We start from the raw sequence: 15,555 nt of genomic DNA on the forward strand, positions 1-15,555 counted from the left end.
TCCGTCAGCGGCGAGGAGCGGCGTATCTAGTCGCCACCCCCATGAGTGTCAATCGATCCTTTCAGACTTTCCTGCGTTACTTTTCGGAGGCATTTGCCGGCCGAAATTTGGCGCAAAAAACACTTCTGGCCGCCGTGAGGCTACCCTCAAGTGTCCGAAGCGATTCGATTGAAGGACCGGAAGCTAGCGAGCAATGAAGAAAAGGTCAATAGCCTTTCGGCCACCAACTGTTTCTGCCCGGCGTCACGTCCAGGGCCGCCGATTTAGGGCCCGCGCCCGCAGGAGTCAACGGATCACCGTCCCGTTGCACCGGCTTGCTCACCCCCCGGCAATCTCCCTAAGAGGGGGGCGCACGAGGAGGCGCCGGCCGCGATGTTGTCGCAGAAGACGAGATACGCCCTGCGCGCCCTTGTGGAGCTGGCACGGGTGGAAGGCACCCAGCTGACCGCTGGAGAGCTGGCCTCCCGCGCCGACGCCCCCCGGAAGTTCCTTGAAGCCATCCTGCTGGAATTGTCCCGTCATCGGCTGGTGGTTAGCCGGCGAGGCAAGTTTGGCGGCTACACCCTGGCCAAGCCCGCCGGCGACATCGCCTTCGCCGAGGTCATACGGGTAATGGAAGGGCCGCTCGCCCTGGCCCCCTGCGTTAGCCGCACCGCCTTCCGCAAGTGTGATGACTGTACAGACCTGGCGACCTGCACCCTGCGCGAAGCCCTGCTCCGCGCCCGGGACGCCACCGCCGCGGTGCTGGAGGCCTACAGCCTCGCCGATGCCGCAACGGGCTCCGGCGGCGAAGTGTTTCGCATCGCCACCTAGGCCCTGATCCCGCGACATTGAGGTTGATGTTTTCGGTCAGGGAGCAAAGGCACCCCCCTTCCCCGCCAACACCAGCACCGAAACGGATCAGCCTGCCGCGATATAGGCCTTGAGGCCGTCGGCCTCGGCCACCACCTCGGAGATCTTGTACTTTACCAGGTCGCCGATGGAGACGATCCCCAGGAGCTTGTCGTCCTGGCAGACCGGCAGGTGCCGTACCCGGCGATCGGTCATCCGTTCCAGCAGGGCATCTACCGTCTCCCCCGGCGTGGCGAACAGGACATCGCTGGTCATGCAACCGGAGATCGGCCGGTCCAGGGCCGACGCCCCCTGCTCGGCGACAATGCGCACCACGTCGCGCTCAGAGACAATGCCTACCACCCGGCCGCCGTCCAGGACGACCAGGGCCCCCACCCGACGGGCGTGCAGCAGGGCTGATACTGAACTCACCGAGTCATGGGGCGTGACTGTGAAGACGAGGTCGCCCTTGGTCTTCAGGATCTGGGACACCAGCATAGGTCGTTTTCTCCCTCATCCCCTGGAGGGAGCCTGTCGCATAACGGCGGTTCTGGCAATCACTCACATGGTCGGATCGTTCGGGGGAGGATGGCGCGGCTCCGGCGGCTCAGCCCACGGCCCGGGGGCCGGCGCGGGCGGTGACAGTCGCCTGGCCAATCCGGCCGCGGGGCCCACCAACAGCAGCCCCGCCAGATAGCCCGCAATATGGGCCTCCCACGCCACCGCCCCATCCATCCCTGGGGCAAAGCCGAGGACGGCGATCAGCAGGTTCAGACCGATCCAGGCGGCGCTCATGAACAGGACGCGACGATCCAACAGCCCGGCCAGTTGGCCGCCCCCGGCCAGAAGGCGCGTCGCCGCCCCGATCAGGCCAAACACCGCCCCTGATGCCCCCACAAGCACGATCGCCTCACCGGGATGCACCCAGGCAAAGGCCAGATTGGCCAGGGCCCCGCAGGTCAGATAATAGCCGAGAAACACCAGCGCCCCGGACGTCCGCAGACCAAACAGTCGGGCGACAGGACTGCCAAAGGCCAAGGCGCCGGCCGCGTTCATGGCCGCGTGCACAAAGCCGCCGTGTATAAAGAGCGCGCTGACCAACCCAAAATGGGCGCCGGCTTCATAGCCCGCAGGCGAAAATCCAAACCGCCGATAGGCCTCGTCTCCGAGGACGAAAACCTGCAGGGCATAAGCCCCCAGTATGGCGCCCAACATCATCATGGCAGGCCAGGGGGCCTTGAAGATTGGCTCTCGGGGCTCGGACAATCATCAATCTCCTGCGGCGTTTACGCCAAATCAGACTCAGCCTTAACGAATTTGCGAGGGTTAGGCCCCCTAGATGCGCCGGTGTCCAAGTTTGGCACGCGGTTTGCTTAATGAACCCCGCGCCCTGTCTCCGGAGTTCGCCAAGCCCATGGCCCTCGTCAACCTCGCCCAGCCCGTCGGCTGGCTTGCCGCGATCCTCTCAGGTGCCCTGTGCGTCAGCACAGCGCATGCCCAGCACATGTCCACCAACTCGGCGGATTTCAACGCCGGGTGGGGCCGCTATGCCGGCAGCGAGAACCGTCCGGTCGAGGTTTCTACCCGCGACGCTAACGGCAATCGGATCATTGTCGACGGCCTGATCCTGACCGGCGAGGACCAGTCGAGCTTCGCCCGCTCAAGCGGATCGGCCGATGTGTTCGCCGGGGTCGGCGCAAGCGCTGGCGGGGCCAGCGCCATAGGCAACAACCTCGTGGTGGTGACCCAGGGCAACTACAACACGGTCATCGTCAATTCGCACCAGGTGAACACCGGGACCGTCTCGGCCGGAACGAAACTGAATTCCGGCGGGGTCGGCGATGCAAATTAAACCCGCCATGCGATTGACCGGCGCGGTCAGCGCCCTGGCCCTGACCTTGTCGGCCTGCGCCACGCCGGTGGCTGGCCCTGGCGGCAACTATAGCCGCCCGATCGGCGGCGCGCCCGTGACCGCCAATCCGACCCCCTATTCCACCGCCCTGGTCTGCCTGGCCGGCTATGCCCGCAACGCCAATCTGACCGCCCCGCGGATCGCCGTGGGTCGTATCGCCGACTATACCGGCAAGACGGAGTCGGACGGTAGCGGCCGCAAGATCACCCAGGGCGCATCGCTGATGGCCATGTCAGCCTTCGCCAAGGCCGGCATGCCGCTGGTGGAGCGTTTCGATACCTCGGTCTCCGAGCTTGAGCTGAAATACGCCAACAACAAGCTGATCTCTGACCAGCCCAACGCCGCCCCGAACATGCCCGCGGAGTACCGCCGCATCCTGTCGGGCCAGGTGCCCGGCTCGGACTTCTATGTGGCCGGCGGCCTGACGGAGCTGAACTTCAACATTCGTTCTTCGGGGTTCGATGTGGGGGGCGGCGATCCTGACCCACAGGACCTGAAGGGCAACATCCGCGGCCGCCTGTTCATCATGAACATCGGCCTGGACCTGCGGCTGATCAACACCCGCACCCTCGAAGTGGTCGACGTGATCTCCTACCAGAAGCAGGTGATTGGTCGGGAGGTCGGTGTCGGCCTGTTCGACTTCCTGGGCGGCAATGTGTTCGACATTTCAGCCGGCACCGGAGCCCTGGAGCCCATGCAGCTGGCCGTCCGCTCGCTGGTGGAACGGGCGGTGATCGAGATGAGCGCCAACCTCTACGGCATGCCCGGTCCTCAGGCCTGCCTGTCGTCCGACCCCCTGGGCGGGAGCACTGTGGGGATCACGGGCGCTTACGTCCCGGCCTATAACAATCTGGGGACCAACAATGCGCAGACTCGCCAAGATCCTAGCCGTTGGAACGTCCACCGCGATCCTAACGTCCGCGGCCGCTACTAGTCAGACCCTCGACAGCGTCATCGTCAGCGACCAGGTCCAGACCAGCGACATCTTCGCCGGTCAGACCCTCAATGTCGTGTCGGTGAGCGACACCACCACCTCGGTTGCCACGGCCACCGGTGCCGCCTTTGATGGATCTGGCGAAGGGGTGACCCTGGATGTGCGCGCCAATCAGAATCTGCAGGCCAATGTCACCGCCGACACCCGCCTGGACGCCGCCGTTAACGCCGGCGCTGTCGCAGCCCTGAGCACCACCGCCACCGGCGTCACCAGCGAGTCCAATATCTATAACGGCACCCTGACCGGGGTTTACACCCAGCGGACCGGACCGAACCGAATCTACAGCCACAGCCATGTGGAGGCCCCCCAGGCGGAGGCCGGGGACATCACCGCCTCAACCCAGGCCATCGGCATGAACCAGGGCTTCGGCGTCAGCCATAGCGTGGTGGGTGCGCGGGTAAACCAGACCAATACCGCCGATGTGGTCGCCGACGGCGGCGGGACAGTGGGTCATGTGGATGGGGCGGCGACCTTTGCCGGCGCGGCCACAGGGGCCAACGTCACCAGCTCCAGCATCGACGGGGCCGCCCAGCGCTACATCATCGGTCAGACCAATGCGCCGGCCATGGTCCAGGCCAGCCAGTTTACCGCCCACGGCTCGGCCTATCTCGCCACCACCAGCGCCACGGCCACTGGCGGCTCTATCAATCTGCACAATGAAGGCGGGCTGCTGGACGTGACCAGCCGCCAGACCAATGAGGCCTATCTGAGGGCCCAAAGCGTGGGCTCAGCTTTCCAGTTTGGGTCGGCCGCCTCCATCGCCTTCGGGGTCGGCAATTCTTTCCTAGCCGGCAATCTTGGCTCGGAAACCATCATCGACGCCGTTCAGCTTAATGACAGCGGCGGGGTTGAGGTCATCGCCGACTTCACAGGCGCTGAGGGCTATGACGCCTCGGCCCATGCGACGGCCATGGGAAACGCGGCCACGGGCTTTGTCTGCAACGACTGTGATGGACGTCTCGTGGCCACCAGCCAGCAAGTCAACAGCACCGACATCAGCGCCCATTCTTCGGTCACCGTGACGGGCCACGCCCGATCGGCCACAGGGGTGTCCAATGCCGTGGGCAATACGGCGACCTATTTCGTGAGCCGTCCCGGCGCGCACTAACTCGGGTTCGGCTTAAGAGCCCCCTTCTCTTCTGGTCTGCCCACAGCCCAAGCCCCTCGCCGGATCTTCGCCCCGTTAGCGCCTTGCCCTCGCCCCAACCGGCGGCGATGGTGCCCGCTGTTCTGGTGACCTTCGGACGGCTCAATGATCAGTTCCCTGCGGGCGATGCTTGCGCTTATTGCGGCCCTCGCCCTGGCCAGCCCTGTGGGCGCGGCCAGTCTGAGTGTCCAGGCGACACCGTCCTCTACCGAGGTGACGCCACAGGCAGGCACGGCTACAGAGCTCGCCCCCGGCCAATGGCCCCAGGCCCTCGCCGACATCGCCCCCGATCCAGACGTGCGCTTTGGCACCTTGCCCAACGGCATGCGCTACGCGATCCGCCGCCAGACCATTCCAGAAGGCCAGGGGGCCCTGCGGCTGCGGATCGATGCCGGCTCGCTGATGGAGGCCGATGACCAGCTGGGCCTGGCGCACTTCCTTGAGCACATGGCCTTCAATGGCTCCAAGGCCGTCCCGGAAGGGGAGATGATCAAGATCCTGGAGCGGCTGGGGCTGGCTTTTGGGGCCGACACCAACGCCTCCACCGGGTTTGACGAGACCATCTACAAGCTCGACCTGCCCCGCACCGACGCCGAGACCGTGTCCACCAGCCTCATGCTGCTCCGCGAAACGGCGATGAACCTGCTTATCGCGCAGGACGCCGTGGACCGTGAGCGCGGGATCATCCTGTCGGAGGAACGGGCCCGGGATACGCCGCCCTATCGCATCTACAAGAACCGCCTTGCCTTCCTGCTGAAGGGCCAGCGCCTCAACACGCGCTATCCCATTGGCGAGGTTGAGATTCTGCGGACTGCGCCGGCCCAGCGCCTGCGCGATTTCTATGAGGCCTATTACCGGCCTGAGCGGACCCTGCTGGTGGCCGCAGGGGATTTTGACATCGACGCCATGGAAACGCAGATCGTGGCGGCGTTCGGCAGCTGGTCGCCCCCTGGGGCATCAGGGGAAGACCCCGATCTGGGGGCCGTACAGCCCCGGGGCCTGGAGGCCAGGGTCGCCGTAGAGCCCGGGGTGCAGGCCGCCCTGCAGATGGCCTGGGTCCGAGCGCCGGACCGGGGTGTCGACACCCTGGTCCGTCGACGGACTGAGGTGATCGAGCAGCTGGGGTTTTCAGTCTTGAACCGGCGGCTGTCGGCCCTGTCCCGGGCCGCTGATCCCCCCTTTCTGGGGGCCGGCGCCTTTGTGAACGACGAGTTCGGCGCCGCCGAAACCACCAGCATCCTGGCCAACGCCCAGGAAGGAAGGTGGCAAGAGGCCCTGAGCGCCATCGAGGCCGAACAGCGCAGGATGATGCTGTTTGGCGTCCGCCAGGACGAGCTTGAACGCGAGATCGTCGAGTATCGTGCCCGGCTGGAGGCCAGCGTCGCCGGCGCCGCCACCCGCCGGCCCGCAACCCTGGCCCAGCAGATCCTCGGTGCCACGGCGCAGGACCGGGTGGTCACCAGTCCGGCCCAGGACCTGGCCCAGTTTGAGGCCGCCGTGCAGGGACTGGAGGCCGCGACCGTTAGCGAGGCCCTGACGCAGGCGTTTGAGGGCCAGGGGCCATTAATCTTCCTGGCCAACCCCACGCCGGTGGATGGCGGTGAGGCAGCCGTCCTGGCGGCTTATGAGGCGGCCAGGGTCCGTCTCGTCGAGCCGCCAGCTGCCCTGAGCCAGTTGGAATGGCCGTATCTGAGCTTTGGGCCGGTGGGCAAGGTGGCGGAAACGAAAGAGGTCACCGATCTCGACACGGTCTTTGTCCGGTTTGAGAACGGCGTCCGCCTGACCATCAAGCCGACCAAGTTTCAGGACGATGAGATCCTGGTTGCCGTCAATGTGGGCCATGGCCTGCAAAGCCTCCCTTCGGATGTGCAGACCTTGACCTGGGCCACACAGGCCTTCGCGGAAGGGGGGCTCGGCAAGATCACCGCCGAAGATATGGAGCGGGTCCTGGCCTCCCGGGTCTATGGGGTTCGGCTGCGCGTCAGCGATGAGGCCTTCACCTTATCAGGTGCCACCCGGCCCGAAGACCTGGACGTGCAGATGCAGGTCCTGAGCGCCTATCTGACCGATCCGGCCTGGCGGGCCGAGCCCTTTGCCCGGATCAAGGCCGCAGGGGCCACTATTCATGACCAGTACGAAGCCACAGCCGGCGGCGTCCTGGCCCGAGATCTCTCGGGCCTGCTGCGCTCGGGCGACCGCCGCTGGACCTTCCCCACCAAGACCGAGATCGCCGAGGCCAAGCTGGATGATCTGAAGACGCAACTGAGCGGCCCGCTCACTGACGGACAGATCGAGGTGGTGATCGTCGGCGACACAACGGTGGAGAAGGCCATCGACATTGTCGCCCAGACCCTGGGTGCCTTGCCAGCTCGCCCAGAGACCGTTCCCCCGGTGACCACTGGCGTCCGGTTTCCCGCGCCAACAGCGGCAGCTCTGCGCCGCACCCATACCGGCCGCGATGACCAGTCGATCGGCTATGTGGCCTGGCCCAGCACCGACTTCTTCGCTGATCCGCAGGCCGCCCGGGAAGCCGCTATTCTCGGGGAGATCCTGAGGCTGCGGCTGGTGGAGGAGTTGCGAGAAAGCCAGGGCGCTACCTATTCGCCCTCGGTGAACTACAGCCACGCCTATGTCTGGACCGGCTGGGGTTATATGTCGGCCAGTGTCGAAATCCCGCCGGGTGGGCTGACGGCCTTCTTTGCCGACGTGGACATGATCGCCGCTGATCTGCGCAATCAACAGGTCGATCAGGATGAATTGTCCCGCGCCCGCTCGCCCCGGGTCGAGCGCATCGCCCGTGCCCAGGTCACCAACGACTACTGGCTGCGGGAGCTCGCGGGCGGACAGGCTGATCCCCGGCGCCTAGAGGCGATCCGCGCCTCAATCCCCGGTACGGAACGAGTCTCAGCGCAGGATGTCCAGCGGGCCGCCCAACGCATTCTGCGACCCGAGGCCGCCTGGAGGCTCGAAGTCCTGCCTGAGGAATAGCCCCCATCCGAAGTCAGCCCAGGCCTGTGGGGCAGTCCCATTTGGGGCCGCGTTAGTAGACGGTCCCGCCGACGCCGCCGTCGAGGCTGAACGCCACGGAGGACGTGGACTCTGAATAGTCCTCCTCCTCACGATAGGCGGTGTAGGTTTCTGTGGTGACCATGGTCAGGATCTTCACACCGGCCCCGAAACGGCGCAGCAGCGAGCGCTCATGGCAGTCCCGAGCCGGTGCCTGAGGCCGGCAGGCCACCTGGCCGCCCGGCGCATGGAACAGGGCCTCACCCTTGGCGCAGACCAGGGTCTGGCCGCCGGAGAAGTCCACCTGGCCGTTGAACTCGGCGATGGTCAACTGCAGGCGTGCGCCAGCGACGCAGCGATAGAGTTCGCCGCTGTAGATATCGCGGACATCGCGCTCTGGGAAAATCTGGGCCGCGGGGTGCGGGTTCTGCCGGTCATCGATACAGACAGCCTGGATCACCACCCGGCGGGTCGCTGACCGGGTGGCCTGATAGGCGACCCGCTTCATCCGGCGCACCCCTTCCACATTCAGACCCTGGATCACGCCGGTGGCCACCGGGGGCGAATAGCCGCCGCCACCGCCGCCGCCGCCATAATAGACGGCCGTACCGCCGCCAGACCCGCCCGCAATGCCGCCACCGCCAGCCCTGGCTGAGGCATTGACGGTCGCGCTGGCGCTGGCATTGACCACGACCGTGGGGGCGACGACCACATTGACGCCGGGAATACGCACGCCATGGCCTGGCGGCTTGTAGGACGGCGGCGGCGGAGGCGGCGGGGGCGGATTGCAACAGGGCGGCGGCGGAGGCTCGCAGCAGTGGACGGGCGGCGGCGGCGGTGTGCAGCAGCCGCTGCCCCCACCTCCGGCTTCGGCACGCTCCGGCGCAGCCCCGGCCAGGAGGAACAGCCCAAGCCCGAGAGTCAGGCCAAGCAGGGTCTTTTGCGGCGCCATGGCGGCCTCCAAGTCTCTAACCCGCGAGCCCTGCAATTTTCAGGCCGCAAGTCCCCCATCTCGGCGGATCTGCGGCCCCGCTGTCCCGGATGGAGACAGGGACGGCCTGGCCCGAAATTCTCTGCAAGCCCCATGCGGTCAATCTCGACTGCAATGGGAGCCGCGCAGCGATGTCGATGAGCCATCCAAACACGGAACGGTTGATAGACTATTGGCATAGCCGGGCCCGTCCGGGCGCGCCGCCGCCGCGCACCTCCATCAGTCCCGCGGATTTTGCCGACCTTCTGCCCCAGGTGGTCATGCTTGGCCGGGTGTGCTCAGGCATCTATCCCATCCGCCTGGCCGGTGGGCTGGTCAGCGAACTGCACCAGCGCGACCTGCGCCAGCAAAACGCGCTCTCCCTGTTTGGGGCCAAGGACAGGATGGACCTGCAATCGGCTCTGGAAATGGCCCGGCGTCGGCCTGAACCGATCGTTGTCACGGCCCAGGCCCAGGCCGAGGGCGTGGCCATCGGCATGGAAATGATGTTTGCCCCCCTGGCCGGTCCAGAAAGTGGGCCAGACCGTTTCCTGGGCCTCTATCAGCCCCTGGCCATGGTGGCCCGGCTTAGGGACAAGCCGGTGCTCAGCTTTACCCTGGAAGACATCCGCAAGGGCGGCGGCACCTATGAGGCGGCCCCCCGCCTGCGCCTGGCCGCTATCGACGGCCGCAGGATCGCCTGATCCCACGGAGTCACCCCGTAACCAAGGCCTTCCATAGGAGCTGGGCACCCACCAGGATCATCAGGACATAGATGACGGTATAGAACCGCTCGGCCTTGATGCGACGCACCAGCCAGACCCCCGCCAGGGTCGAAACTATCGCCAGCGGGGCCAGGGCTGCAGCCGTCAGAAGATTCTCCCGGGTGAACTGGCCCAGGGCCCAATAGGCCGGAACCTTGATCCAGTTGATCACCGCAAAGAAGATCGCCGTGGTGCCCACCAGCACCAGAGGCGGCAGGTTCTTGGGCAGCACCCACATCTGAAATGGCGGCTGGCCGGCATGGGCAATCTGGCTGGTGAAGCCCGACGCCGCACCCAGCGCAATCCCCAGGGCCAAGGGTGCATCCTTCGGGGCCTGAACCCCGCCGCCCCTGGCCAGCCAGAGACGATGAAGGGCGAACACGATGCTGATGGCACCCAGGACCGCCAGGACTATGGTGGCCGAAACCTCGGCGGCCAATAGATAGCCGAGCCCGATGCCCAGCGCCGCTGAAGGGATCATCAGCAGCAAGATCCCCCGGTCCCAGCTCCGCCGGAAGGCCCACACGCCCACCACATCCTGCAGGATCAGGACGGGCAAAAGGATGGCGGCAGCCTGGACCGGCGAGATGGCCAAGGCCAGCAGCGGCAGGGAAATGGCCCCGACCCCGGCAAATCCGCCCTTGGCCAGTCCCAGCAGGATCACAGCTGGAATGGCCAGGACATAGAAGACCGGATCGGTCAGCATCCGGTCGGGCCGGTCACTCCGGAGCGCTCGCCGTTCCCAGCGCCGCAAGGTCGTCAGCGCTGAGTTTGAGGTCTGCCGCGCCCATCAGCTCCTGCAGTTGGGCCACGCTCGTGGCGCTGGCAATGGGGGCTGTGAGCCCCGGCTGGGCCATGACCCAGGCCAGGGCGACCTGAGCCGGCGTCGCGCCATGACCTGCAGACACCTCGTCCAGGGCGGTGAGGATGCGCATGCCGCGGGCGTCCATGTACTTCTTGGCACCCCGTCCCCGGGGGCTCTTGGCGAGATCGTCCTCCGAACGGTACTTGCCCGTCAGGAAGCCGCTGGCCAGGCCGTAAAACGGGATCACGCCGATCTGCTCCTCAATACAGAGCTGTTGCAGTGCGCCCTCAAAACCGGCCCGGTCATAGAGATTGTAGAGCGGCTGCTCGCTTTGATAGCGGGGCGCGCCCAGGGTCTGCGCGGTCTCGACCGCTGACTTCAGGCGTTCAGCGGTGAAGTTGGAGGACCCGACCACCCGCACCTTGCCGGCCTTGACCAGGCGACCATAGGCCTCGGCGGTCTCAGCCAGGGGAGTGTCGGCATCGTCCCGATGGGACTGATAAAGGTCGATATGGTCGGTTTTCAGCCGCTTTAGCGACGCCTCGACGGCCGTTTCGATATAGGCCGCCGACAGCCCCTTCATCCCCTCGCCCATCTCCATCCCGACCTTGGTGGCCAGGACAATCTTGTCGCGCCTGCCGCCCTGGGCGAGCCAGTTGCCGATCACCGTCTCCGACGCCCCTGCTCCGGCCGGCGACCAGCGGGAATAGACATCGGCGGTGTCCACGGCGTTGAAGCCAGCGTCCACAAAGGCATCGAGGATCGAGAAGGAGGTCTTCTCATCGGCCGTCCAGCCAAAGACATTTGTGCCCAGCATCAGCGGGGCAATCTTCAGGTCCGAACGTCCCAGTCTGCGCAGTTCCATGAGCAGGCTCCTTCTCGATCAGGTGAATCAGGCGGCCTGTTGGCCGTCGGCATAGACCGGCGCCTCGTCAGCCGGGAGGGCCGCCCGTCCCAGGATCATATCCGAAGCCTTCTCGGCAATCATGATGGTGGGCGCATTAGTGTTGCCCCCCACCAGGGTTGGCATGACCGAGGCGTCGATGACCCGCAGACCGCTCAGGCCCCGAACCCTCAGCTCGGCATCGACCACAGCCATGGGGTCCCCGTCCGCGCCCATCTTGCAGGTGCCCACCGGGTGATAGATCGTCTCGGCGGTGCGCCGGATCCAGGCGTCGATCTCCTCGTCGGACTGCACACCCTCCCCAGGCGAGAACTCTGGACCACGATAGGGGTCGAGCGCCGCCTGACGGGCCACGTCGCGCATCATCTTGACGCCTTCCCGGATCGCCCGCCGGTCTTCCTCGGTGGCCAGATAGTTGGCGAAGATGGCCGGATGATCCATGGGATCAGCTGAGCGCAGACCCACTCGTCCCCGGCTCTCTGGACGCAGCTGGCAGACGTGGAAGGTGAAGCCATCCTTGGCCACCGCCACCTTGCCGTGGTCCTGCATGATGGCCAGGACGCAGTGGATCTGCAGGTCGGGACGATCAAGGTCGGGGCGCGAGCGCAGGAAGGCACCGGACTCCAGGAACTGCTGGCGGCCAGGACCCTTGTTGAAGAACACATAGTTCATGCCCACCCCCAGGGTCTTGATCAGGCCCTTTCGCATGGAATAGGCGGTGATCGGCTGGGGGCACTCCCAGGACAGGGTCACGTCCAGATGGTCCTGCAGATTGGCACCGACCCCCTTCAGCTCATGCACCGTAGGGATGCCGTGGGCCGACAGCTCCTCGGAATCGCCGATGCCCGACAGCTGCAGGATCTGCGGCGACTGGACCGCGCCGGCACACAGCAGAACCTCGGCATTGGCGTGGACGATGGTCTTGGCCTTGGTCTTGTCGTCCACATACTCCACGCCGACCGCGCGGCCGTTTTCGATGACGATCCGTGTGGTTCTCGCCCCGGTCAGGCAGGTCAGGTTGGGCCGCTTCAAGGCCGGGTGCAGATAGCCCCGGGCGGCGCTCCAGCGCTGGCCATCATGAATGGTGAGCTGATAGGGGCCCCAACCTTCCTGTTGGAAGCCATTGAAGTCCTTCGTGATCTTATGGCCCGCCTGACGGCCGGCCTCGATGGTTGCAGCATAGATCGGGTTGGGAGAGGAAGCCTTGGACACCTTTAGTGGGCCATCGCCCCCGTGCCAGGCGTCGCCGCCGCCCTCAAGGGCCTCGGAGCGCTTGAAATAGGGCAGCACCTCAGCATAGGACCAGCCCGCCAGGCCCATCTGGCGCCACTGGTCATAGTCCCGGGCATGGCCACGGATGTAGATCATGCCGTTGATGGAGGACGACCCGCCCCAGCCACGGCCCCGGGGCCACCAGAGCTTGCGATCGTTCAGGTTCGGCTCGGCCTCAGTCCAGAAGCCCCAGTTATAGGGTCCCTCCTTGCCGATCAGGCCCCCGACGCCAGCCGGCATCTTGACCATTAGAGAGTTGTCGCGGCCCCCGGCCTCCAGCAGCAGCACCTTGGTGGCCGGGTTCTCGGTAAGCCGATTGGCCAGGACGCACCCTGCCGAGCCCGCGCCGATGATGATGTAGTCGTATCGGTCCATATGACCGCCCTCCCCTGAACGCGTCTTGTGTGGGCCTTCGCCCGATCTTGAATGAGAGGGCCTAGCGGCCCTTCCACTGCGGCGGTCGCTTCTGGGCGAAGGCCATCGGCCCCTCCTTGAAGTCCTCGGACCGCAGCATGGCGGAAATCGCCGGATAGCGCATCTGGGCACCCATGGCCGCCTGTAGCGTGGCCGCGTCCAGGCCGAGATTGACCGCCTCCTTGGAGGCCCGGATCGACATAGGCGATAGCTCGCAGATCTGCGCCGCCCAGCGCCGGGCCGCCGCCATGAGGTCAGCGGCTGGAACTACCTCATTGACGAAGCCCAGATCGCGGCCCTCGGCGGCGCTCACCCGGCGGCCCGTGAGGATCATGCCCATGGCACGCTTTTCTCCGATCTGCCGGGGCAAACGGTGCAGGCCACCCGCCAGGGCGGCCAAGCCTACCCGGGGCTCGGGCAGGGCGAAGGTGGCGCTCTCGGCGGCGATGATCAGGTCGCAGGCCAGGGCAATCTCGAAGCCCCCGCCCATGGCCACCCCGTTGACGGCGGCAATCAGCGGCTTGGTCAGGTCGAACCGTTCGGTGAGACCGGCAAAGCCGGAGGCGGGCAGACCCATGCCGCCGCCGCCGGCCTGGTGCTTCAGGTCATTGCCGGCGGAGAACGCCCGCTCACCCGCCCCGGTAACGATGGCCACCCACTGCTCGGGGTCGGCGGCGAAGGCGTCAAAGGCTGCGTGCAACTCATGATGGGCCGGCGAATGCAGGGCGTTCATCACCTCCGGCCGGTTGAGGGTGACCACCGTCACCGGGCCGTCCCGTTCTACCGTGATGAAGTCATAGGCCATGGCGTTCTCCCATCGTCCTGCCGGGCCGACCTTGCCTGTCGACCTTTTCAAGACTTTCCCTAGGGCGCCCCTGCGTCCGTCAAGCCATTCGCGGGCCCAGAGCGCTTAAGGACGTACGAAGTCGCGCACCGCAGCGCCCAGCGCGCTGAGGCCGTCGGGATCGACAAACACCGAGTGACCGCTCTCGAACAGAACAGATGTCAGCCGGTCGGCGGGCACGCCGGCCTGATCGAGCATGTAACGACCGGCATAGGCTGGCGTGCTGAGGTCAAACAGCCCCGCGGCCCAGAACACCCGCAATTTGGGATCGGCGGCCATGGCCTCGGCCAGGCGCTGAGGGGCCTGGTCTTCGCCCTCACCCCATTTCCAGGCTGCGTTGACCTCGAGATTGAGGGACTCGTAGGTCTCAGCCGTCTCAAAGGCCAGGTGCGACTTGAAGTAAGACTCCACCGCGCTCAGGCCCGCCGCCACTGGCAAGGCCCCGGTGAGGGCCTCCGCAGGCCTTGGGGGGATGTAATTCAGGCCGGGATCGTCATAGGGCGGCCTCTGGGCTGGCGCATCCAGGGCGCGGGTGGCGCGGGCGTCCAACTGGCCGGTCCGCAGGCCCTGGTCCCTAAGCAGGTTGAGGTAAAAGTCGGCGCGGCTCAGCCGCAGGTCCTTTTCCAGGATCAGGTCCACTGGCAGGCCGATCAGGTCCGACATGGCCTCGGCCACATCCCGCCGCGCATGGGGTGGAAGGCTCGCCCCGGCGATCAGGGCGCTCACATAGTCGGTGCGGGCAAACTCGACGGCGGCCTCATAGACCTGGCCGGCGGTGCGACCCTGGCGGGGAATACGGCCATGGCTCCAGGCGCTGGCGGCAAAGCTCGGCAGGGTGGTCACATAGGGCATCTCCAGCCCCGGCGGCCGCGCCACCAGGGCAAACAGCAAGACCCCATCCAGCTTTAATGCCGACCCATGGTGGGCGATCAGGGCCGCCCGGGTCGTGCCATAGCTCTGTCCGAGGACATAGCGCGGCGAGGCCTGCCGGCCGTGGAAACCCAGCCAGTCGGCGATCACGCCCTTCACCGAAAGAGCGTCCCCCGTCGGGCTCCAGAAGGCCTGGCCAGCGTCCGGGCTTGCAGGCCGGCTGTAGCCGGTTCCAACAGGATCAATGAACACCAGATCGGCGACATCGAGCAGGCTGTGGGGATTGTCGACCATCTGCTGGTTTGCCCCCTCGCCCACCCGCCGCTTGGGTCCGAAGGCGCCGAAATGCAGGGGCGTCGTGGAAGCGCCTGGGCCGCCATTGAACAGGAAGATCACCGGGCGCGGTCCAGCGGGCGCATCGGTCCTGACATAACTGGTGGTGACGATCTGGCCTTCTCGGCCAGGCATGGAGGTCGCCGATGCCTCAGCGGGCGCCGGCATAGCCCTCCAGGCCTCGACTCTGGCCTCATAGGTGAGGGGCTGGCCGTTAAAGAGTCCGCTGTGGCGGGTCAGCGCCACAGCGCTGGGAGCTGGACTGTCCTGGGCTTCGGCAGCCACAGCGATTTGACAGAGGCCTGCCACCAGGACGAGGCCAAGGACCAAGTTTCGCAGCATGGGCGTCCTCACCGACAGGCCGCTCATGGCCCGTTACAAGGGCTCAGCCTAGGCGTGAGGCAAAGCAATTGCATTGCGTTATCCACCCTGCCCCGGGGAAGACTGTGGTCAACGCCCCGCGCGAGACGTCCGGGCCGCATGAACTAT

At 66.1% G+C, this 15,555-nt stretch carries 14 protein-coding genes; 6 read left to right on the forward strand and 8 right to left on the reverse strand.

Going from position 1 to position 15,555, the window contains the following annotated elements; genetic code table 11:
- Positions 1–372 precede the first annotated feature (372 nt).
- Positions 373–813 (forward strand): Rrf2 family transcriptional regulator, encoded by a 441-nt coding sequence (locus tag MH112_RS14075; RefSeq protein WP_296568908.1) that lies wholly within the window; start codon positions 373–375, stop codon positions 811–813.
- 87 nt (positions 814–900) lie between these two features.
- On the opposite strand, the gene MH112_RS14080 is transcribed toward MH112_RS14075, so the two are convergent.
- Together MH112_RS14080 and MH112_RS14085 are read right to left on the reverse strand one after the other, a co-directional pair.
- Complete coding sequence (locus MH112_RS14080; protein ID WP_296568911.1) at positions 901–1,329, reverse strand: CBS domain-containing protein; 429 nt, start codon at positions 1,327–1,329, stop codon at positions 901–903.
- A gap of 63 nt (positions 1,330–1,392) precedes the next feature.
- On the reverse strand, positions 1,393–2,097 hold the full coding sequence (locus tag MH112_RS14085; RefSeq protein ID WP_296568914.1) for a rhomboid family intramembrane serine protease: 705 nt from the start codon (positions 2,095–2,097) through the stop codon (positions 1,393–1,395).
- Positions 2,098–2,200: 103 nt separating this feature from the next.
- Between MH112_RS14085 and hfaA the strand changes: the two genes are divergently transcribed.
- The 4 genes from hfaA to MH112_RS14105 all read left to right on the forward strand — a co-directional run bounded on the left by hfaA (position 2,201) and on the right by MH112_RS14105 (position 7,872).
- Positions 2,201–2,683 carry a holdfast anchoring protein HfaA gene (gene hfaA / locus MH112_RS14090; RefSeq protein WP_296568917.1) on the forward strand — a complete coding sequence of 161 codons (483 nt, stop codon included), beginning with the start codon at positions 2,201–2,203 and terminating at the stop codon, positions 2,681–2,683.
- Between the two features lie 7 nt (positions 2,684–2,690).
- Entirely contained in the window at positions 2,691–3,677 is a 987-nt protein-coding gene (gene hfaB, locus MH112_RS14095) for a holdfast anchoring protein HfaB (protein WP_296569151.1), read from the forward strand.
- Positions 3,607–4,845: a holdfast anchor protein HfaD gene (hfaD, locus tag MH112_RS14100; RefSeq protein ID WP_296568920.1), complete on the forward strand. Its 1,239-nt coding sequence runs from the start codon at positions 3,607–3,609 to the stop codon at positions 4,843–4,845. Before hfaB ends, hfaD begins: the two co-directional genes overlap by 71 nt.
- 144 nt (positions 4,846–4,989) lie before the next feature.
- Positions 4,990–7,872 (forward strand): insulinase family protein, encoded by a 2,883-nt coding sequence (locus MH112_RS14105; protein WP_296568925.1) that lies wholly within the window; start codon positions 4,990–4,992, stop codon positions 7,870–7,872.
- Positions 7,873–7,924: 52 nt separating this feature from the next.
- On the opposite strand, the gene MH112_RS14110 is transcribed toward MH112_RS14105, so the two are convergent.
- Positions 7,925–8,842 (reverse strand): hypothetical protein, encoded by a 918-nt coding sequence (locus tag MH112_RS14110; RefSeq protein WP_296568928.1) that lies wholly within the window; start codon positions 8,840–8,842, stop codon positions 7,925–7,927.
- Between the two features lie 176 nt (positions 8,843–9,018).
- Here MH112_RS14110 and MH112_RS14115 point away from each other — a divergent pair, with 176 nt between their 5' ends.
- On the forward strand, positions 9,019–9,564 hold the full coding sequence (locus tag MH112_RS14115; RefSeq protein WP_296568933.1) for a PAS domain-containing protein: 546 nt from the start codon (positions 9,019–9,021) through the stop codon (positions 9,562–9,564).
- Between the two features lie 10 nt (positions 9,565–9,574).
- On the opposite strand, the gene MH112_RS14120 is transcribed toward MH112_RS14115, so the two are convergent.
- The 5 genes from MH112_RS14120 to MH112_RS14140 all read right to left on the reverse strand — a co-directional run bounded on the left by MH112_RS14120 (position 9,575) and on the right by MH112_RS14140 (position 15,408).
- A complete protein-coding gene (locus MH112_RS14120; RefSeq protein WP_296568935.1) occupies positions 9,575–10,330 on the reverse strand; it encodes a sulfite exporter TauE/SafE family protein in 756 nt (251 codons plus the stop codon).
- A gap of 13 nt (positions 10,331–10,343) precedes the next feature.
- The gene (locus MH112_RS14125; RefSeq protein ID WP_296568938.1) at positions 10,344–11,294 is read right to left on the reverse strand and encodes an aldo/keto reductase; all 951 of its coding nucleotides are present in this window, start codon (positions 11,292–11,294) and stop codon (positions 10,344–10,346) included.
- A gap of 27 nt (positions 11,295–11,321) precedes the next feature.
- Positions 11,322–12,980: a choline dehydrogenase gene (locus tag MH112_RS14130; protein ID WP_296568940.1), complete on the reverse strand. Its 1,659-nt coding sequence runs from the start codon at positions 12,978–12,980 to the stop codon at positions 11,322–11,324.
- Positions 12,981–13,041: 61 nt separating this feature from the next.
- Positions 13,042–13,824 carry an enoyl-CoA hydratase-related protein gene (locus MH112_RS14135; protein WP_296568943.1) on the reverse strand — a complete coding sequence of 261 codons (783 nt, stop codon included), beginning with the start codon at positions 13,822–13,824 and terminating at the stop codon, positions 13,042–13,044.
- Positions 13,825–13,929: 105 nt separating this feature from the next.
- The gene (locus MH112_RS14140) at positions 13,930–15,408 is read right to left on the reverse strand and encodes a hypothetical protein (protein WP_296568946.1); all 1,479 of its coding nucleotides are present in this window, start codon (positions 15,406–15,408) and stop codon (positions 13,930–13,932) included.
- Between the last annotated feature and the right edge of the window lie 147 nt (positions 15,409–15,555).

The organism is Phenylobacterium sp., from assembly GCF_022402485.1.
Classification (GTDB): domain Bacteria; phylum Pseudomonadota; class Alphaproteobacteria; order Caulobacterales; family Caulobacteraceae; genus Phenylobacterium.